This window comes from Pseudomonas sp. RIT357, from assembly GCF_000632245.1.
In the GTDB taxonomy this organism is placed as follows: Bacteria; Pseudomonadota; Gammaproteobacteria; order Pseudomonadales; family Pseudomonadaceae; genus Aquipseudomonas; species Aquipseudomonas sivasensis.
In genome coordinates this window covers 368916-388422 of the sequence record NZ_JFYX01000034.1, presented here as the reverse complement: position 1 = coordinate 388422, position 19507 = coordinate 368916, and the positions used below count along the sequence as shown (strand labels likewise).

The 19507-nt window shown below is 60.0% G+C and carries 18 protein-coding genes; 12 read left to right on the top strand and 6 right to left on the bottom strand.

What is annotated here, in order from left to right; all coding sequences use genetic code 11:
- Positions 1 to 73 precede the first annotated feature (73 nt).
- The 3 genes from BW43_RS08060 to BW43_RS08070 all read right to left on the bottom strand — a co-directional run bounded on the left by BW43_RS08060 (position 74) and on the right by BW43_RS08070 (position 3158).
- Positions 74 to 1732, bottom strand: a complete 1659-nt coding sequence (locus tag BW43_RS08060; protein WP_032889152.1) for a cation acetate symporter — start codon at positions 1730 to 1732, stop codon at positions 74 to 76.
- Positions 1729 to 2040, bottom strand: coding sequence for a DUF485 domain-containing protein (locus tag BW43_RS08065; protein WP_027607054.1), 312 nt, complete (start codon positions 2038 to 2040; stop codon positions 1729 to 1731). Before BW43_RS08065 ends, BW43_RS08060 begins: the two co-directional genes overlap by 4 nt.
- Before the next feature lie 266 nt (positions 2041 to 2306).
- Positions 2307 to 3158, bottom strand: coding sequence for a glycine betaine ABC transporter substrate-binding protein (locus BW43_RS08070; protein ID WP_032889150.1), 852 nt, complete (start codon positions 3156 to 3158; stop codon positions 2307 to 2309).
- 332 nt (positions 3159 to 3490) lie between these two features.
- On the opposite strand from BW43_RS08070, the gene BW43_RS08075 reads away from it, so the two are divergent.
- Positions 3491 to 5044: a glycosyl hydrolase family 17 protein gene (locus BW43_RS08075; protein ID WP_032889148.1), complete on the top strand. Its 1554-nt coding sequence runs from the start codon at positions 3491 to 3493 to the stop codon at positions 5042 to 5044.
- An 80-nt stretch (positions 5045 to 5124) separates the two neighbouring features.
- Here BW43_RS08075 and BW43_RS08080 read toward each other — a convergent pair whose 3' ends face one another.
- Positions 5125 to 5493: a hypothetical protein gene (locus BW43_RS08080; RefSeq protein ID WP_032889146.1), complete on the bottom strand. Its 369-nt coding sequence runs from the start codon at positions 5491 to 5493 to the stop codon at positions 5125 to 5127.
- Positions 5494 to 5729: 236 nt separating this feature from the next.
- On the opposite strand from BW43_RS08080, the gene BW43_RS08085 reads away from it, so the two are divergent.
- The 3 genes from BW43_RS08085 (at position 5730) to BW43_RS27975 (ending at position 8555) form a co-directional block, all read left to right on the top strand.
- The gene (locus tag BW43_RS08085) at positions 5730 to 7028 is read left to right on the top strand and encodes a serine/threonine protein kinase (RefSeq protein ID WP_032889143.1); all 1299 of its coding nucleotides are present in this window, start codon (positions 5730 to 5732) and stop codon (positions 7026 to 7028) included.
- On the top strand, positions 7021 to 7809 hold the full coding sequence (locus tag BW43_RS08090) for a VacJ family lipoprotein (protein ID WP_032889141.1): 789 nt from the start codon (positions 7021 to 7023) through the stop codon (positions 7807 to 7809). Before BW43_RS08085 ends, BW43_RS08090 begins: the two co-directional genes overlap by 8 nt.
- Positions 7810 to 8039: 230 nt before the next feature.
- The gene (locus tag BW43_RS27975; protein WP_050442854.1) at positions 8040 to 8555 is read left to right on the top strand and encodes a hypothetical protein; all 516 of its coding nucleotides are present in this window, start codon (positions 8040 to 8042) and stop codon (positions 8553 to 8555) included.
- Positions 8556 to 8619: 64 nt separating this feature from the next.
- On the opposite strand, the gene BW43_RS08095 is transcribed toward BW43_RS27975, so the two are convergent.
- A complete protein-coding gene (locus BW43_RS08095) occupies positions 8620 to 9540 on the bottom strand; it encodes a DUF808 domain-containing protein (RefSeq protein WP_032889139.1) in 921 nt (306 codons plus the stop codon).
- Between the two features lie 133 nt (positions 9541 to 9673).
- On the opposite strand from BW43_RS08095, the gene BW43_RS08100 reads away from it, so the two are divergent.
- Positions 9674 to 10279 carry a TetR/AcrR family transcriptional regulator gene (locus tag BW43_RS08100; RefSeq protein WP_032889137.1) on the top strand — a complete coding sequence of 202 codons (606 nt, stop codon included), beginning with the start codon at positions 9674 to 9676 and terminating at the stop codon, positions 10277 to 10279.
- 118 nt (positions 10280 to 10397) lie between these two features.
- Here BW43_RS08100 and BW43_RS08105 read toward each other — a convergent pair whose 3' ends face one another.
- On the bottom strand, positions 10398 to 10838 hold the full coding sequence (locus BW43_RS08105) for a heme-binding protein (protein ID WP_032889135.1): 441 nt from the start codon (positions 10836 to 10838) through the stop codon (positions 10398 to 10400).
- Between the two features lie 255 nt (positions 10839 to 11093).
- Between BW43_RS08105 and gcl the strand changes: the two genes are divergently transcribed.
- The 7 genes from gcl to BW43_RS08140 all read left to right on the top strand — a co-directional run bounded on the left by gcl (position 11094) and on the right by BW43_RS08140 (position 19411).
- Positions 11094 to 12869, top strand: coding sequence for a glyoxylate carboligase (gene gcl, locus BW43_RS08110; RefSeq protein WP_032889133.1), 1776 nt, complete (start codon positions 11094 to 11096; stop codon positions 12867 to 12869).
- A gap of 10 nt (positions 12870 to 12879) precedes the next feature.
- Positions 12880 to 13662 (top strand): hydroxypyruvate isomerase, encoded by a 783-nt coding sequence (gene hyi / locus BW43_RS08115; protein WP_032889131.1) that lies wholly within the window; start codon positions 12880 to 12882, stop codon positions 13660 to 13662.
- A gap of 127 nt (positions 13663 to 13789) precedes the next feature.
- A complete protein-coding gene (locus BW43_RS08120) occupies positions 13790 to 14680 on the top strand; it encodes a 2-hydroxy-3-oxopropionate reductase (RefSeq protein ID WP_032889129.1) in 891 nt (296 codons plus the stop codon).
- A gap of 176 nt (positions 14681 to 14856) precedes the next feature.
- On the top strand, positions 14857 to 16137 hold the full coding sequence (locus BW43_RS08125) for a glycerate kinase (RefSeq protein WP_032889128.1): 1281 nt from the start codon (positions 14857 to 14859) through the stop codon (positions 16135 to 16137).
- Positions 16127 to 17542: a pyruvate kinase gene (pyk, locus tag BW43_RS08130; RefSeq protein ID WP_032889126.1), complete on the top strand. Its 1416-nt coding sequence runs from the start codon at positions 16127 to 16129 to the stop codon at positions 17540 to 17542. Before BW43_RS08125 ends, pyk begins: the two co-directional genes overlap by 11 nt.
- 137 nt (positions 17543 to 17679) lie before the next feature.
- A complete protein-coding gene (locus BW43_RS08135) occupies positions 17680 to 18555 on the top strand; it encodes an urea transporter (protein ID WP_032889124.1) in 876 nt (291 codons plus the stop codon).
- A 31-nt stretch (positions 18556 to 18586) separates the two neighbouring features.
- On the top strand, positions 18587 to 19411 hold the full coding sequence (locus tag BW43_RS08140) for an ion transporter (protein ID WP_032889122.1): 825 nt from the start codon (positions 18587 to 18589) through the stop codon (positions 19409 to 19411).
- The last annotated feature ends 96 nt before the right edge of the window (positions 19412 to 19507 follow it).

The following is a 19507-nucleotide window of genomic DNA, read 5'->3' as shown; positions in this document are numbered from 1 at the left end:
GCCCCTCATAAGCTTCAGGCAAAAAAAATGCCCCGGCCTTTCGACCGGGGCATTTCCTTATCCAGCTTCAACCTTAGTGGTTAACCGCCCCACTCGCCCCCAGGCCAGTCTGCGAACGCACAAACTGCGGGAAGTACAGCGCACGCTCTTTCTCTGCCGCCGCCGACTTGTCGGTGATGGAGAAGAACCAGATACCCACAAACGCGATGATCATCGAGAACAGCGCTGGGTATTCGTACGGGAAGATGGCTTTTTCATGATGCAGGATCGAGACCCAGATGGTCGGACCCAGCACCATCAGGCCAACGGCGCTGACCAAGCCCAACCAGCCACCGATCATGGCGCCACGGGTGGTGAGGTTTTTCCAGTACATGGAAAGCAGCAACACCGGGAAGTTACAGCTGGCCGCAATCGAGAACGCCAGGCCGACCATGAACGCAATGTTCTGGCTTTCGAACAGGATGCCCAGGCCGATCGCCAACACTGCGAGGGCGATGGTGGTGATCTTCGACACGCGAATCTCATCCTTTTCGTTGGCCTTGCCTTTCTTGATCACGCTGGCGTACAGGTCATGGGAAACCGCCGAAGCACCGGCCAGGGTCAAGCCGGCCACTACCGCGAGGATGGTGGCGAAGGCCACGGCCGAGATAAAGCCCAGGAAGATACTGCCGCCCACCGCGTTAGCCAGGTGCACCGCCGCCATGTTGTTACCGCCCAACAGAGCGCCTGCAGCATCCTTGAATGCCGGGTTAGTGCTGACCAGCAGGATCGCGCCGAAGCCGATGATAAAGGTCAGGATATAGAAGTAGCCGATGAAGCCAGTGGCATACAGCACGCTCTTACGCGCTTCCTTGGCGTCGCTTACGGTGAAGAAGCGCATCAGGATGTGTGGCAGGCCGGCGGTACCGAACATCAGTGCCAAGCCAAGGGAGAACGCGGAGATCGGGTCCTTCACTAGGCCGCCGGGGCTCATGATCGCTTCACCTTTAGGGTGAACCTTGATTGCCTCGGAGAACAGCATGTTGAAGTCGAAGTTGACGTGCTTCATCACCATCAGCGCCATGAACGAGGCACCGGACAGCAGCAGCACTGCCTTGATGATCTGTACCCAAGTCGTCGCCAACATACCGCCGAACAGTACGTACATGCACATCAGGATGCCGACCAGGATCACCGCGACGTGGTAGTCCAGACCGAACAGCAGTTGGATCAGCTTGCCCGCACCCACCATCTGAGCGATCAGGTAAAACGCCACCACCACCAGGGAGCCACAGGCCGACAGGCTGCGGATCTGGGTTTGGCCGAGGCGGTAGGACGCTACGTCAGCAAAGGTGTACTTGCCCAGGTTACGCAGGCGCTCGGCGATCAGGAACAGAATGATCGGCCAGCCCACCAGGAAGCCGATCGAGTAGATCAGGCCATCGTAGCCAGAGGTGAACACCAGCGCGGAAATACCCAGGAAGGACGCGGCCGACATATAGTCGCCGGCAATCGCCAAGCCATTCTGGAAACCGGTGATCTTGCCGCCGGCCGCGTAATAGTCGGCCGCCGAGTTGTTACGCTTGGACGCCCAGTAGGTGATGCACAACGTCGCGCCGACAAAGGCCACGAACATCAGGATCGCTGCGATATTCAGCGGTTGTTTGTGCACTTCACCAGTCAATGCATCCGCCGCCCACACAGCGGGCGCGAAGACCGAAGCGCCGAATACAGCCAATAGACGACGGATCATTGCGCAGCCTCCTTGAGAATCGCATTGTTCAGGTCGTCGAATTCGCCGTTGGCGCGTCGTACGTAGATGCCGGTGAGGACAAAGGCCGAGACAATCAGCCCGACCCCAATGGGGATACCCCACGTAATAGATGAACCAGGGCTCAGTTTGGCCCCTAGCACTTGTGGCCCGTAGGCGATCAACAGGATGAATCCGGAGTAAAGCCCTAGCATGATCGCCGAGAGAATCCAGGCGAACCTTTCCCTTTTTCTCACCAGCTCCTTGAAACGAGGGCTGTTTTGAATCGAGAGGTAAATGCTGTCGTTCATTGTTTTTATCCTCGCAGCACAGCTTTTTTATTATTGGAACATAGCCACTGTATGCGGCTGCGGAACAGGTTCCAGACGACCTTAGTATTAGAGGAAGTGTAGCGAGGGATTGGGAGGGCAAAGAAACATTTGCGGATGACGAAAATAATGTGGGAGAGGGCTCGCTCCCGATCGCGGTGAGCCAGTCAGATCATTGACGACTGACACACCGCAATCGGGAGCAAGCCCCCTCCCACAGGGGTTGTATCAAGGCATTGGGGGGGGGGTTATTTACCGGTCCACTCGGCTACACGCTCAGGGTGCTTGGCGACCCAGTCCTTGGCCGCTGCATCAGGCTTGGCACCTTCTTGGATAGCTAACATGACTTCGCCGATTTCGTCCTTGGAGGCCCACTGGAATTTCTTCAGGAAGGCCGCGACTTCCGGCGCTTTCTTCTCCAGGCCCTTGCTGCCGATGCTGTTGACGGTTTCAGCAGCACCATAAATCCCTTTTGGATCTTCCAGGAAACGCAGTTTCCACTTGGCGAACATCCAGTGTGGCACCCAACCGGTGACCGCAATGGATTCCTGTTTGTCTTCGGCACGGGTCAGTTCGGCGATCATTGCTGCGCCCGAGCTGGCCTGCAGTTTGTAGTCCAGACCGTAGGCCTTGATCGCTTCGTCGGTCTTGAGCATCACGCCTGAACCGGCGTCGATACCAACGATTTTGTTCTTGAAGGTGGTGTCGGTCTTGAGGTCTTCGATGGACTTGGCCTTGACGTACTCCGGCACGATCAGGCCGATTTTCGCATCCTTGAAGTTGGGGCCGTAATCGACCACCTTGTCCTTGTTCTTGGTCCAGTATTCACCGTGAGTCACGGGCAGCCAGGCGGAAAGCATGGCATCGAGTTTGCCGGTCGCCACGCCCTGCCACATGATGCCGGTGGCAACCGCCTGCAGTTTCACGTCATAACCGAGCTTTTGTTTGATCACTTCTGCCGCCACGTGGGTGGTGGCAACGCTGTCCGACCAACCATCAACGTAGCCGATGCTCAGGGTTTTGCTGTCGGCGCTGGCCAGTGTGGAGCTCATCGCAACTACCAGAGTGGCAGCTGCGCCCAAGAGTCGTCGCATCTTCATCGTACTTCCCCGAAAGTGCTGCGCCCGACGGATGCCGAGCGACGTCAACCTGTTGTTATGTAGTGCACCGCGCCCCGTTCACGCGCATCGATCCGGTGGCTGCGACATCAGTTGAGTACTGACACCCTGATCATCAACCCGCAGAAGCCGTCGACCTGCTCTGTCAGCGACCTTATGCAAGCAAGAAACGACATCACATCGCCAGCAGGACGTTTCCTGGAACATGGCGTCAATATTCCGCCCGAACTTTGCATGTCAAAATTATGCAGCCCCACTGGGAGAGGGCAAATCCGGGTAAGATGCGCGCCTTTGCTCCCCCAGATAAGCCGACCATGCCCGCGACCGCCCGCTTCCCTGCCCTGCCCTATTTATTCGCCCTGATCCTCGGCCTGCTGGCCCTGGTAGGCTATTGGTATGGCCTCGGCCGTCCGGTGGTGTTGCCGGATGTCGCCAGTGCCAGCCATAAACTGCAATGCGCGTCCTACACGCCGTTCGACAAAGACCAATCCCCGTTCGACCAGCCGTTCAAACTACGCCCCGAGCGGATGGACGCTGACCTGGCCCTACTGGCCACCCGATTCGAATGCATCCGCACTTACTCCATGACCGGCCTGGAAGCCCTGCCAGGCATGGCGCGCAAACATGGCCTCAAGGTGATGGCCGGCGCTTGGGTCAGCAGTGATCCGGTGGCCACCGAAAAAGAAATCGACGAGTTGATCGCAGCGGCAAACGCCAACCCGGACGTGGTGACCTCGGTAATCGTCGGCAACGAAGCGCTGTTGCGCAAGGAAGTCACCGCCGCGCAGTTGGTGAAGCTGATCCAGACAGTCAAAAGCCAGATCAAACAACCGGTGACTTACGCCGATGTCTGGGAGTTCTGGCTGCAACACCCGGAAATCGCCCCGGCGGTGGATTTCCTGACCATTCACCTACTGCCCTACTGGGAAGATGATCCTTCGAGCATCGACCAGGCCCTCAAGCACGTGGGCGATGTGCGTCAGACCTTCGGCAACAAGTTCGCGCCCAAGGACGTGCTGATCGGCGAAACCGGCTGGCCCAGCGAGGGTCGCCAGCGTGAAACAGCCGTGCCGAGCCGAGTCAATGAAGCCAAGTTCATGCGTGGTTTTGTGGCGATGGCCGAAGCCAATGGCTGGCGCTACAACCTGATCGAAGCGTTTGACCAGCCGTGGAAACGTGCCAGCGAAGGTGCGGTAGGCGGCTACTGGGGCTTGTTCGATGCTGATCGCCAGGAAAAGGGCATCCTCGCCGGGCCGGTGACTAACGTGCCGTACTGGCCGCTGTGGTTGGGGGTGGGTGGTGTCATCCTGCTCGGGACGTTGGTGCTCGGTGGTCGCGTTCGCAGCAGTCGCGCCGCCATGGCCCTGCCGCTGCTCGGCGCAGTGGCGGCCTGCTCTATCGGAACCTGGGCCGAACTGACCCGCGTGACTGCGCGATTTAATGATGAGTGGGTGTGGGCGGCGTTGTTGATGACGCTCAACTTGCTGGTATTGGCTCATGCAGCACTGGCATTGAGCACTCGGGAAGGTTGGCGCGAGCGGGCCTTCAATTGGCTGGAACAGCGTGCGGGCTGGCTGGTGGCAATCGCCGGCTTTGCCGGTGCGGTGATGATGCTGGCACTGGTGTTTGACCCACGCTACCGCAGTTTCCCGAGTGCGGCACTCCTGCTGCCGGCGTTGGTATATCTGGTTCGCCCGGTAACCGGGCCGCGTCGTGAGATTGCCTTGCTGACCTTTATCATCGGTGCCGGCATTGCGCCGCAGTTGTACCGTGAAGGATTGCTGAACCAGCAGGCGTGGGGTTGGGCGGTGGTCAGTGGGTTGATGGTTGTGGCTTTGTGGCGGTGCTTGCGGATGCGCAAGGCGTAACACCGCTATCGGGGGCAAGCCCCCTCCCACATGAGAACGCGTTCCAAAGGTGGGAGGGGGCTTGCCCCCGATTGGCCTTATCAGGCGCCCCGCGGCTGCCTGACCAACCGCAACCCCGCAATCACCAGTGCAAACACCGCAAACGTGGTGTTGTACAACGCCAGGGCCGGGAACCCGAACACCAGCCCCAGCACTGCCAATCCCCAGCCCACGCGACCCGGCACGAAAAACGCCAGCACCGAGGTCACCAGTGCGGCCCAGCCCAGCACCTTAAAGTGAATCATCAAGCCCAGGTTCGAACGCACCTGGCATTCCCAGCGGCTGGCCTCGTCGGCACAGATGCCGACCCACTGGCCATCTTCCATAAAGCCGTAACGTGCGCCATAACTGGCAGCCAGCCATAACGGCAGGGCAATAAGCAGCAGAATCAAGGGCAAGCGGCGGGACATGGAGCACTCCGATAGGCAAAAACGGCGCTCAGCTTAATGCGCCAGCGGTCGTTAGCAAGGTGCATACACACAATTAGTGTTCACTAATGCATGGCAAAGTGTATCGTCTCGCTACTATTACCCCGATTCCGACGTTATTTTCCGACTTTTCGTGCCGAGAGCTGGCACTTCGGTGGCAACGCGGTGGTCATAGCCTGCGAACTTCATTAAGCACGTTTCCTCTTAGGGATTAAGTCATGCTCCGTTCCTTGCGCTGTGCTGCCTTACTGGGCAGCCTTTTTTTGAGTGCGTCAGCACTGGCGGTCGATATCGACCAAGCCAGCTATGGCTACCCTTTGACCAACCCGTTCGAAGCGACCATCGCCACCACTCCGCCTGACCTTCGGCCGACATTGCCGAGTGATAGCGAAATTAACCAGTCCGACTACACCCTGAACATGCGCCCAGAGCGCGAGTTCAGCCTGCCGGATAACTTCTGGGCGGTGAAGAAGCTCACCTACCGCATCGCCAAGCAAGACCGCGCCGCGCCGCTGATCTTCCTGATCGCGGGCACCGGTGCGCGGTTCGATAGCAGCATCAACGAATACCTGAAAAAACTGTATTACCAAGCCGGCTATCACGTAGTGCAACTGTCGTCGCCTACCAGCTTTGACTTCATCAGTGCCGCCTCGCGCTTCGCCACCCCGGGGATCACCCAGGAAGACGCCGAAGACATGTACCGCGTGATGCAAGCCGTGCGTGCGCAAAACGCCTCGCTGCCAGTGACCGACTTTTACCTCACCGGCTACAGCCTCGGCGCACTGGATGCGGCGTTTGTCAGCAAACTGGACGAGACCCGCCGCAGCTTCAACTTCAAGAAAGTGCTGCTGCTCAACCCGCCGGTCAACCTCTATACCTCGATCACTAACCTCGACAAGCTGGTACAGACCGAGGTCAAGGGCATCAACAACACCACCACCTTCTATGAACTGGTGCTGAACAAGCTGACTCGCTACTTCCAGCAAAAGGGCTATATCGACCTCAACGACGCCCTGCTCTACGACTTCCAGCAATCCAAGCAGCACTTGACCAACGAACAGATGGCCATGCTGATTGGCACGTCGTTCCGCTTTTCGGCGGCCGACATTGCCTTTACCTCGGACCTGATTAACCGCCGCGGCCTGATCATCCCACCGAAGTACCCGATCACCGAAGGCACCAGCCTCACGCCGTTCCTCAAGCGTGCACTGCAATGCGATTTCGACTGCTACCTCACCGAACAGGTAATCCCGATGTGGCGCGCCCGTTCCGATGGCGGCAGCCTGTTGCAACTGGTTGACCAGGTCAGCCTGTACGCCCTCAAGGACTACCTGCACGCCAGCCCGAAAATCGCCGTCATGCACAACGCCGACGACGTAATCCTCGGCCCAGGCGACCTTGGCTTCCTGCGTAAAACCTTCGGCGATCGCTTGACCGTCTACCCACTGGGCGGCCACTGCGGCAACCTCAATTACCGCGTCAACGCCGACGCCATGCTGGAGTTCTTCCGTGGCTAAATATCTTCTGCTGCTCGCCGCCCTGATGTGCGCGGGCGTAGCCAATGCCGACAACAGCAAGGCTCACGCGCCGGTCGTGGTGGATTCCGACGGTTTCAAAGAGCCGTTAAGCAAACTTAAATTCAACCCGGGTCTGGACCAGCGCGAGTTTGAACGCTCGTCCGTCAACGCCCTCAACGTGTATGACCCGCTCGAATCGTGGAACCGCCGCGTGTACCACTTCAACTACCGCTTCGACCAATGGGTGTTCCTGCCCGTGGTCGACGGCTACAAATACGTGACCCCGAGCTTCCTGCGCACCGGCGTGAGCAACTTCTTCAACAACCTGGGCGACGTGCCCAACCTGTTGAACAGCTTGCTCCAACTCAAGGGGCACCGCTCCCTGGAGACCACTGGCCGCCTGCTGCTCAACACCACCGTCGGCATCGCCGGCCTGTGGGACCCGGCCACCGCCATGGGCCTACCGCGCCAGAGCGAAGACTTCGGCCAGACCCTGGGCTTCTACGGCGTCCCCGGCGGGGCGTATTTGGTACTGCCGATCTTCGGCCCATCGAACTTGCGCGACACCGGCGGCTTGCTGGTGGACTACACCGCGGAATCGCAGATCAACTTCCTGAACGTCTCGGAAGTCAGCTCCAACCACCCGGAAATCTGGGCCCTGCGCGCGGTGGACAAGCGTTATCAGACCAGCTTCCGTTATGGTCAGATGAACTCGCCGTTCGAGTATGAGAAGGTACGGTATATCTACACGGAATCGCGCAAGTTGCAGATTGCCGAGTAATCACGTCTAGCTTAATTAAAAGGCCATCCAGGCAATCTGGATGGCCTTTTTTTTCGCACAACAGACTCAAGCAACCTCCCACAGAGCACGCACACTTTGCCCGGGAACTATCCCTGGGGAAAAACTCAATACTAAGAGTGTGCCTCTCAGGTTCAGTTAACGCCTGAAGCAGCAGACGCCCCCAACCAAAGAACATCCCATCAGACGCTTTATTTTAAAGGCCGACACAGATGCTGTTATCCAGCGCTTCAGTAACACACTCAAACGTGGACAAGGTTCTGACGACTACCTCCACACACCAGAACGAAGTAAAGCACGCGCCGCCGACCCAAAATACCGGCCGGGACGAGGGTGACTATCGTAGCCATCACGACTTCTACGAGGATCCGCTTTTTGCTTCGGTTTTCGGCACTAGCACCAAGCCTTCTGTGCTCACTAAAACTCAACTCCAAGCCTTTTTCCTCAAAGTCGGCGGCGTTCCCCAGCATGAGTTGCATAAACTAACGCCCTACGACCGCGCGAACATCGCAGCCAATGCTCTTCGGGTACTTAAATACATTGATAGCACCCCACATGCCTTTTCGACGCCCAACAACGACCGCATAGACACTGGCTTTAAGAGCCCATCAGCGCACAACGCTTCAACTCCGAACAACGGCAAGATGCACCTTTGGAACTCCGAAGCGAGCATGCTTGTACGCTTCACGGAAGAAGGCTATCCAGGGCTGCAACCCGGTCCGAGATAAGCGGCACCACGATCAGACCGAACGCCCTTATAGCGCCCTGAACACAGATGCGTGACTGCGAACGTCACGCCTGACGTTTAGTGCGCTGCCATACCTTGCGAACCAGCGACACCATCATCAATACCAGCGCACCGGCGATAATCCCCGCCACCGCATTCAGCAAGGTCGGCATCAACCAAGCGATTGCGCCGGCGCTCTGACTCACCGATTCAATCCAGTGATGCACCACCGGTACGCCGTGGGTGAGGATGCCGCCACCGACCATAAACATCGCAGCCGTGCCGATCACCGACAGGCTTTTCATCATGTATGGCGCCGCACTCAGGATCCCACCACCGATGCTGCGCGCTACCTGACCGGGCTTCTGGGTGAGCCACAGACCCAAGTCGTCCAGCTTGACGATACCGGCCACCAGCCCATAGACGCCGATGGTCATGACAATGGCGATGCCCGACAGCACGATCACCTGCTGGGTCAACTGCGCGTCGGCCACAATACCGAGGGTAATGGCGATGATTTCGGCGGAGAGGATGAAGTCGGTGCGGATCGCGCCTTTGATCTTGTCTTTTTCGAACGCCACCAGGTCGGTCGCCGGGTCCGCTACGGCGTCGGCCAACTGCGCGTGCTCGGCCTGGTCTTCAGCTTTGCTGTGAAGGAATTTGTGCGCGACTTTCTCGAAGCCTTCAAAACACAGGTAGGCGCCGCCGAGCATCAACAGCGGCGTCACCGCCCACGGCGCAAAGGCGCTGATCAACAGTGCGGTGGGCACCAGGATCAGTTTATTGACGAACGAGCCCTTGGCCACCGCCCACACCACGGGAATTTCACGCTCGGCGCGCACACCGGAAACCTGCTGGGCGTTGAGCGCCAGGTCGTCACCCAGCACGCCGGAAGTCTTCTTCGCTGCCATTTTTGTCATCAAGGCAACGTCATCGAGTACCGCGGCGATGTCATCGATCAACACCAACAAGCTGCTTCCTGCCATGAATCGCACTTCCATAAGGGGGGATGGCGCGAGCATAACGCGGCGCAAGGCGTTGCGGGCACATTGTTGAGGCCCGCGGATAGCCGGTGCTACCATGCGCAACCGCCGGTATTGGCAAGGAAACTCCTGGTTTATGAGCACCATTCGCGAGCGCAACAAAGAAAAAATCCTGCGGGCGGCAAGCGAGGAGTTTGCCGACAAGGGCTTCGCCGCGACCAAAACCAGCGACATTGCCGCCAAGGCCGGCCTGCCCAAGCCCAACGTCTATTACTACTTCAAGTCCAAGGACAACCTCTACCGCGAGGTACTCGAAAGCATTATTGAGCCGATCCTGGCGGCTTCCACGCCGTTCAATCCGGACGGCGACCCCAAAGAAGTGTTGAGCAACTACATCCGCTCGAAAATCCGCATCTCCCGCGACTTGCCGTTTGCCTCCAAGGTGTTCGCCAGCGAGATCATGCACGGCGCCCCGCACCTGAGCAGCGATCAGGTCGAACAGCTCAACGCCCAGGCCAAGCACAATATCCAATGCATCCAGAGCTGGGTGGATCGTGGGTTGATTGCGGCGATCGACCCAAATCACCTGATGTTCAGCATATGGGCGGCGACGCAGACCTATGCGGATTTCGACTGGCAGATTTCGGCGGTGACCGGCAAGGCCAAGCTCGATGAAGCGGATTACGAAGCGGCGGCGCAGACCATTATTCGGTTGGTGCTCAAGGGCTGTGAACCCGACTGATACACCGAGGTGTGGGTGCCAATCGGGGGCAAGCCCCCTCCCACATGTTGAACTGCGAACGCGGTCAAAATTGTGCGAGGGGGCTTGCTCCCGATGAGGCCCTGACAGTCACCGACGATTAGGCTGACACCCCAGCATCCGCCCACAACCCCACCCCCTCGATCGCCGTGATCGCACACTGCTCATCAATATCCGACGTATCCCCACTGATACCAATTGCTCCCAGTACCGCCCCATCCTGATCCCGAATCAACACGCCTCCCGGTGCCGGCACGACGCTGCCCTGCCCCAGGCTATTCAACGCCGCAATAAACGCAGGCCGTTGCTGCGCATCCAGTGCCAGCAAGCGCGAGCCCTTGCCCAACGCAATCGCACCCCAGGCCTTGCCGATGGCGATTTGCGGGCGCAGCAGGCTCGCGCCGTCTTCGCGCTGCAGGGTGATCAAGTGGCCGCCGCTGTCGAGGACCGCGATGGTCAGCGGTGCCGCTGAAATCGTGCGGCCTGCGGTGAGGGCCTGGGTGGCCAGTTGGGTGGCAATCTTCAAGGTTAAAGCGCTCATGGTGCCGTCCTTCTTTTGTTATTGGGAAAGCGGTGGAGGTCTGTTTGATCAGATGCTCGATCAAACAAATAGAACACAATGACATTTGTTTTTGTATACAATATTTTCGCACAAAGGCTCCATACGTCGAAAAAAGCCGTTCCGACGAACGCAAAGACCAATCAATAAAATGGATTGACCTGCGCATCCCGCCGTGAATACACTTTGAACAGACACCACTTGTATACAATTACAAAACGCAAGAGGCACCAAAACATGAGCAAAATGAGAGCAATCGAAGCCGCCGTCCTCGTCATGCGCCGTGAAGGCGTGGACACCGCCTTCGGCATCCCAGGCGCCGCGATCAACCCGCTGTACTCAGCCTTGCAGAAGGTGGGTGGCATCGATCACGTCCTTGCTCGCCACGTTGAAGGCGCCTCGCACATGGCCGAGGGTTACACCCGCACCAAGGCCGGGAATATCGGCGTGTGCATCGGCACCTCGGGCCCAGCGGGCACCGACATGGTCACCGGCCTCTACAGCGCCTCGGCCGACTCGATCCCGATCCTGTGCATCACCGGCCAAGCCCCTCGTGCACGGATGCACAAGGAAGACTTCCAGGCCGTGGACATCACCAGCATCGTCAAGCCGGTGACCAAGTGGGCGACCACCGTCCTGGAACCGGGTCAGGTGCCCTACGCGTTCCAGAAAGCTTTCTATGAAATGCGCTCCGGCCGACCAGGCCCAGTGCTGATCGACCTGCCGTTCGACGTGCAGATGGCCGAAATCGAATTCGACATCGACGCCTATCAGCCACTGCCCCTGGCCAAACCACTGGCGACACGCATCCAGGTCGAAAAAGCCCTGGCCCTGCTCGACGCGGCCGAACGTCCGTTGCTGGTCAGCGGGGGGGGCGTGATCAACGCCGATGCCAGCGAGCTGCTGGTGGAATTCGCTGAACTCACCGGTATCCCGGTGATTCCGACCCTGATGGGCTGGGGCACCATCGCCGATGATCACCCGCTGATGGTGGGTATGGTCGGCCTGCAAACCTCCCACCGTTATGGCAACGCGACCATGCTCAAGTCGGACGTGGTGCTGGGCATCGGCAACCGCTGGGCCAACCGCCACACCGGTTCGGTAGAGGTCTACACCGAGGGCCGCAAGTTCATCCACGTCGATATTGAGCCGACCCAGATTGGTCGTGTTTTCACCCCGGACCTGGGTATCGTTTCCGACGCCGGTGCGGCGCTGACAATGTTTATCGAAGTGGCCCGCGAGTGGAAAGCCGCCGGCAAGCTCAAGGACCGCAGTGCCTGGCTGCATGACTGCCAGCAGCGCAAAGCCACCCTGCACCGCAAGACTCACTTCGACAACGTGCCGGTCAAGCCGCAGCGCGTGTACGAAGAGATGAACCAGGTGTTTGGCAAAGACACCTGCTACGTCAGCACCATCGGCCTTTCGCAGATTGCCGGCGCGCAGTTCCTGCACGTCTACAAGCCACGCCACTGGATCAACTGCGGCCAGGCCGGGCCGCTGGGCTGGACCATTCCCGCCGCACTCGGCGTGGTCAAGGCCGACCCGAGCCGCAAGGTGGTGGCGTTGTCCGGCGACTATGACTTCCAGTTCATGATCGAAGAACTGGCCGTGGGCGCGCAGTTCAAGCTGCCGTACATCCATGTAGTGGTGAACAATTCCTACCTGGGTTTGATCCGTCAGGCACAACGTGGCTTTGAAATGGACTACTGCGTGCAGCTGTCTTTCGACAACCTCAACGCCCCGGAACTCAATGGATATGGCGTGGACCACGTCGCCGTCGCCGAAGGCCTGGGTTGCAAGGCCCTGCGTGTATTCGAGCCAGGCCAGATCCAGCCGGCGCTGCGCAAGGCCCAGGAGATGATCGAAGAGTTCAAGGTGCCAGTGATCGTCGAAATCATTCTGGAGCGCGTGACCAATATTTCCATGGGCACCGAGATCAACGCCGTCAACGAATTCGAAGACTTGGCCCTGGTCGGCAACGATGCACCGACTGCCATTTCCCTGCTCGATTAAGGAGAACCTTATGCCGCGTTTCGCCGCCAACCTGTCCATGCTGTTTACCGAACAGGATTTCCTTGCCCGTTTCAAAGCGGCCGCCGATGCCGGTTTCGAAGGTGTCGAGTACCTGTTCCCGTATGAATTCAGCTCGGCTGACATCAAGGCACACCTCGACGCCAACGGCCTGACCCAGGTGCTGTTCAACCTGCCAGCCGGTGACTGGGCCAAAGGCGAACGCGGCCTGGCGTGCCACCCGGACCGGGTCGAGGAATTCCGCGCCGGGGTCAAGCTGGCCATCGCTTACGCCCAAGTGCTGGGCAATACCCAGATCAACTGCCTGGCGGGCATTCGGCCACAAGGCGTTGACGACGACACCCTGGAAAAAACCTTCGTCGCCAACCTCAAGTACGCCGCCGACAAGCTGCAAGCAGCGGGCATCAAGCTGGTGATGGAGATGATCAATACCCGCGACATCCCCGGCTTCTACCTGAACACCACAGCGCAAGCCCTGTCGATCCGCGAGCAGGTGGGAAGTGCCAACCTGTTTTTGCAGTACGACATCTACCACATGCAAATCATGGAAGGCGACCTTGCCCGGACCATGGCCACACACCTGGATGAGATCAACCACATCCAGCTGGCGGACAACCCTGGGCGCAATGAGCCGGGCACGGGCGAGATCAACTATCGCTTCCTGTTCGAGCATCTGGATCGGATTGGCTACTCGGGTTGGGTCGGCTGTGAGTACAAGCCGTTGACCACCACCGAAGCGGGCCTGGGTTGGCTTAAAACCCATAACGCCATCTGACAGACACCACACAAAACCCTGTGGGAGGGAGCTTGCCCCCGATAGCGGCGGGTCAGTCAGCAATGTTTTGCCTGACACACCGCCATCGGGGGCAAGCCCCCCTCCCACATAAGAAGAGGATTTCACCATGGCTAAAATCGGATTTATCGGCACCGGCATCATGGGCCAACCCATGGCTGCGAACCTGCAGAAAGCAGGTCACCAACTGTTTCTTTCCGAGCACCACGGCAAGGCGCCGGCCGAGCTGATCAACGCTGGCGCAGTGGCCCTGGCCAATCCGCAGCAAGTCGCCCAGGAAGCCGAATTCATCATCGTCATGGTGCCCGACACCCCGCAGGTCGATGACGTGCTGTTCCGCGCCGACGGCGTCGCCGCTGGCTTGTCGCCGAACAAGGTTGTGATCGACATGAGTTCGATCTCGCCCACTGCCACCAAGGCATTCGCAGCGAAAATCAACGAGACCGGTGCACAGTACCTCGATGCACCGGTGTCCGGCGGTGAGGTCGGCGCCAAGGCCGGCACCCTGAGCATCATGGTCGGCGGCGAGCCCCAGACCTTCGAACGTGCCCTGCCGCTGTTCCAGAGCATGGGCAAGAACATCACGCTGGTCGGCGGCAATGGCGATGGCCAGACGGCCAAAGTGGCCAATCAGATCATCGTTGCGCTGAACATCCAGGCGGTGGCCGAAGCGCTGCTGTTCGCCTCGAAAAACGGCGCCGACCCGGCCAAGGTGCGTGAAGCGCTGATGGGTGGGTTTGCCTCGTCGAAGATTCTGGAAGTGCACGGCGAACGCATGATCAAGGGCACCTTCGATCCTGGCTTCCGCATCAACCTGCACCAGAAAGACCTGAACCTGGCCCTGGCCGGAGCCAAGGAGTTGGGGATCAACCTGCCGAACACTGCCGGTACCCAGCAGGTGTTCAGTACGTGCACGGCAATTGGTGGCGGCAACTGGGATCACTCGGCGCTGATCAAGGGGCTGGAGCATATGGCGAATTTCTCGATTCGCGATAAGTAACCCGCCAGTGGATACACCTTGAATGTGGGAGGGGCTTGCCCCTGAGGACAGTGTTTCAGCCCAATCATCTACGCCTGACACACCGCTATCGGGGGCAAGCCCCCTCCCACACTTGATCGCATTCCAAATCTGAAATTGCTGCACCTCTAATAACAAAAATCCCCGGGAGCCCGCTTATGTCGGTCGATCCGCAACACCTGCTTCGCGAGCTGTTTGCCACAGCCATCGACGCCGCCCACCCCCGGCAAGTCCTTGAACCCTTTCTGCCCGCCGACCGCACCGGCCGCGTGATCGTGATCGGCGCCGGCAAGGCCGCCGCCGCCATGGCACTCGTCGTCGAGAACTGCTGGCACGGCGAGGTCACTGGCCTGGTGGTCACCCGCTACGGCCATGGCGCACCGTGCAAAAAAATCGAAGTGGTTGAAGCCGCCCACCCCGTCCCCGATGCTGCCGGCCTGGCCGTGGCCAAGCGCGTGCTGGAGTTGATCAGCAATCTCGGCGAAGACGACCGTGTGATTTTCCTGCTCTCCGGCGGCGGCTCTGCATTGCTGGCCCTGCCCGCCGAAGGCATCACCCTGGCGGACAAACAAACCATCAACAAGGCGTTGCTTAAATCCGGCGCGACCATTGGCGAGATGAACTGCGTGCGCAAGCACCTCTCAGCAATCAAAGGCGGTCGGTTGGCCAAGGCCGCATGGCCGGCAACGGTGTACACCTACGCCATCTCCGACGTGCCGGGCGACCAGGCCACGGTGATTGCCTCCGGCCCTACCGTCGGCGACCCGAGCACCTCGCAACAAGCCCTGGCGATTCTCAAGCGTTACGGGATCGACGCACCCGCCTCCGTGCGCAGCTGGCTGCAAAACCCGGCCTCGGAAACCGTCAAACCCGGCGATCCGATCCTCGCCCGCAGCCACTTCCAATTGATCGCCCGCCCCCAGCAATCCCTGGAAGCCGTGGCCGTAAAAGTACGCCAGGCCGGTTTCAGCCCGCTGATCCTCGGCGATCTGGAAGGTGAAGCGCGAGACGTGGCCAAAGTGCATGCGGGCATTGCCCGGCAGATCGTGCAGCACGGCCAACCGTTGGCAGCGCCGTGCGTGATCCTGTCCGGCGGTGAAACCACCGTCACGGTGCGCGGCAATGGCCGGGGCGGGCGCAATGCGGAATTTCTGCTGAGCCTGACCGACAGCCTCAAAGGCCTGCCCGGCGTGTACGCACTGGCCGGCGACACCGACGGCATCGACGGTTCGGAAGACAACGCCGGCGCAATCATGACGCCCTGCAGCTACCGCCGCGCCGAAGCCTTGGGCCTGAGCGCCAGCGATGAGTTGGATAACAACAACGGCTACGGCTATTTCGCGGCGCTCGACGACTTGATCGTCACCGAGCCAACCCGCACGAACGTCAACGACTTCCGCGCCATTCTGATCCTTGAGAGCACTGCCCATGACGCCTGACAAGAAGGTCAAGATCCTCGCCACCCTGGGCCCGGCCACCGACGGGATCGATGACATCCTCGAACTGGTAGAAGCCGGGGTGAATATCTTCCGCCTCAACTTCAGCCACGGTGACCACGCCGATCACGCCCAGCGCTACCAATGGATTCGCCAGGTGGAGCGCCAGCTCAACTACCCGCTGGGCATCCTGATGGACCTGCAAGGGCCGAAGCTGCGAGTCGGGCGTTTCGCCGAAGGCAAGGTGCAATTAGTGCGCGGCCAGGCCCTGCGCCTGGACCTGGATGAGACCCCGGGCGACCAACGCCGGGTCAACCTGCCCCACCCGGAAATCATTGCAGCGCTGGAGCCGGGCATGGACCTGCTGCTGGACGACGGCAAGCTGCGCCTGCGGGTGATCACCAAGCACACCGATGCCATTGATACCACCGTGCTCAATGGCGGTGAGCTTTCCGACCGCAAGGGCGTGAACGTGCCACAAGCGCTGTTGGAACTGAGCCCTCTGACCGCCAAGGACCGCCGCGACCTGAGCTTCGGCCTGGAGCTGGGCGTGGACTGGGTAGCGTTGTCGTTCGTGCAACGCCCGGAAGACATCCGCGAAGCCCGCGAGCTGATCGGTGACAAAGCTTTCCTGATGGCCAAGATCGAGAAGCCGTCGGCCGTGCAGCGCCTGCGGGAAATCGCCGAACTGAGCGACGCGATCATGGTGGCCAGAGGCGACCTGGGTGTGGAAGTACCGGCCGAGAGCGTGCCGCAGATCCAGAAGGACATCATCAGCACCTGCCGTCAGTTGGGTAAACCGGTGGTGGTCGCCACGCAGATGCTCGAATCCATGCGTTTCTCACCGGCGCCCACCCGTGCCGAAGTCACCGATGTGGCCAACGCCGTGGCCGAGGGCGCGGATGCGGTGATGCTGTCGGCAGAAACCGCATCGGGTGAGTACCCGCTGGAAGCCGTGCAGATGATGAGCAAGATCATCCGCCAAGTGGAAAACGGTCCGGATTACCAGGCGCAACTGGACGTCAGCCGGCCCAAAGCCGATGCCACCGTGTCGGACGCCATCAGCTGCGCGATCCGTCGTATCAGCAGCATCCTGCCGGTGGCGGTGCTGGTGAACTACAGCGAATCCGGCAGCTCCAGCCTGCGCGCTGCACGGGAACGGCCCGTGGCGCCGATTCTTAACCTCACGCCGAACCTGTCCACGGCGCGACGGCTGAGCGTGGCGTGGGGCGTGCACTCGGTGGTCAATGATCGGCTGCGCCAGGTGGATGAGGTGTGTTCCACGGCACTGGAGATTGCCCAGGCTCAGGGTATGGCGCAGCGCGGGGATACGTTGGTGATTACGGCGGGGGTGCCGTTCGGGCAGCTGGGGTCGACCAACTCTTTGCGTATAGAGACGCTGATCTAGCGCCTGTAGAGGCCCCATCGGGGGCAAGCCCCCTCCCACACTTGATTGGATTCACATCGTTAGATGTGTGAATGCAGTCCAATGTGGGAGGGGGCTGGCCCTCAATGGGGACAACTCAGTCTCACTGAATCCCCATCATGCACAACCAGACCTGCCCCGACTGGGCCGAAGCGCTGCTCAACGGCTTCAGCCAAATCTTCCTGCAACGCCAGCCGCTGTGCGGCTTGCTGTGCCTACTGGCCATCCTGATCGGCGCTCCGGCCTTGCTCGGCGGTGCACTGCTGGGTGGCGTGGCCGGGTTGCTCACGGCCCAGCGCCGGGGTTATCCCAAAGCTGAACGCCAAGCTGGCTTATATAGCTACAACGGCGTGTTGCTGGGCTTGTTGATCAGCGAGCATTTCGCGTGGTCTGCCTTGTTGCCGCCGCTGATCCTGGCGTGTGGCGGCTTGAGTGCGATTCTCACGCGGCAATGGCTCAAGCACGCGACGCAACCGGATGACTTGCCTGCCTACACCGCGCCGTTTGTCATGCTGGGTTGGCTGCTGCTGGGCACTGCGGCGCCAAACACCTTCGCCCTGGGCGCACCGGACGCCCTGGCTTTGTTCAGCGCGCCCTTCACTGGCCTGGCGCAAATCATGCTGCTGGATCAGCCCATGGCCGGCGCCTTGATTGCACTTGGCCTGTGGCTCGCCAACCGACGCGCGGCCATCTGGGCCTTGATCGGCGCCAGCGCCGGCGTGCTGATCGGCGTCATGCTGGAGGACAGCACCGGCGCCCTCCTCGGCCTGCACAGCTACAACCCGGCCCTCGCGGCCCTGGCCCTGAGCCAAGCGCGTCGCCAAGCCTGGCTGCCGCTGCTCGGCATCCTGCTGGCGATCCTTCTGACACCGGGCTTTGCCGCCCTGCACCTGCCCGCGCTCACCGCGCCGTTTATCCTCGCTTGCTGGCTGGTACGCGCCGGTCGCCGAATCGTGCAGAAACCGCGCATGGACAGCCCCTTCGAATCCCCCTAGGCTTGCTCGATCTTCGATTCGGGCGGGATTTATGGACAGCAACAACGACTGGCGCCAGCGGCTCTACGTCATGGTTTTTCAGAGCGACACCGTCGCCGGGCGGCGCTTTGACGGCATCTTGTTGCTGATCATCCTCGCCAGCCTGGTGATCGTGATGCTCGACAGCATCGACCAGATCCACCAGAACTACGCCAATGTGCTGGCGTATATCGAGTGGGGCTTCACCGTCATCTTCCTGATCGAGTACGGGCTGCGCCTGTACTGCTCGCCCAAGCCGTTGCGCTATGCCTTCAGTTTTTACGGGCTGGTGGATTTGCTCGCCATCGTGCCCGGCATCCTTGCGCTGTATTACAGCGATGCGCAGTACCTGCTGATCATCCGCATCATCCGCATGCTGCGGATTTTCCGCGTGCTCAAGCTCAGCCCGTACCTCAAGCAAGCCAACTACCTGATGGCGGCGTTGCGCGGCAGCAAGCAGAAAATCGTGGTGTTCCTGGTGAGCGTATGCACCCTGGTGACGGTGTTCGGCACCTTGATGTACGTGATCGAAGGCCCGGAACACGGGTTTACCAGCATTCCCAAAGGCATCTATTGGGCCATCGTCACCCTGACCACCGTGGGCTTTGGCGATATCGTGCCGAAGACGCCGCTGGGCCAAGTGATTTCGTCACTGGTGATGATCACCGGTTACTCGATCATCGCCGTGCCCACGGGCATTTTCACCGCCGAGTTGGCCAGTGCCATGCGCGGTGAACAGCTGCAAACCGACTGCCCGGTGTGCAAGAAAAACAGCCACGAGCCCAATGCGGCGTTCTGCTCGCGCTGCGGCAGTAATCTTTTCAAGAAAGTGGAATAAGCAAAGTTCTTTTTAATCTTTAAGCGACTATGGCGCCCCGGCTATAGTCGCTGGCAAATGGCCTTACCCCTTCTCCCGAACAACAAGGAATGAGCA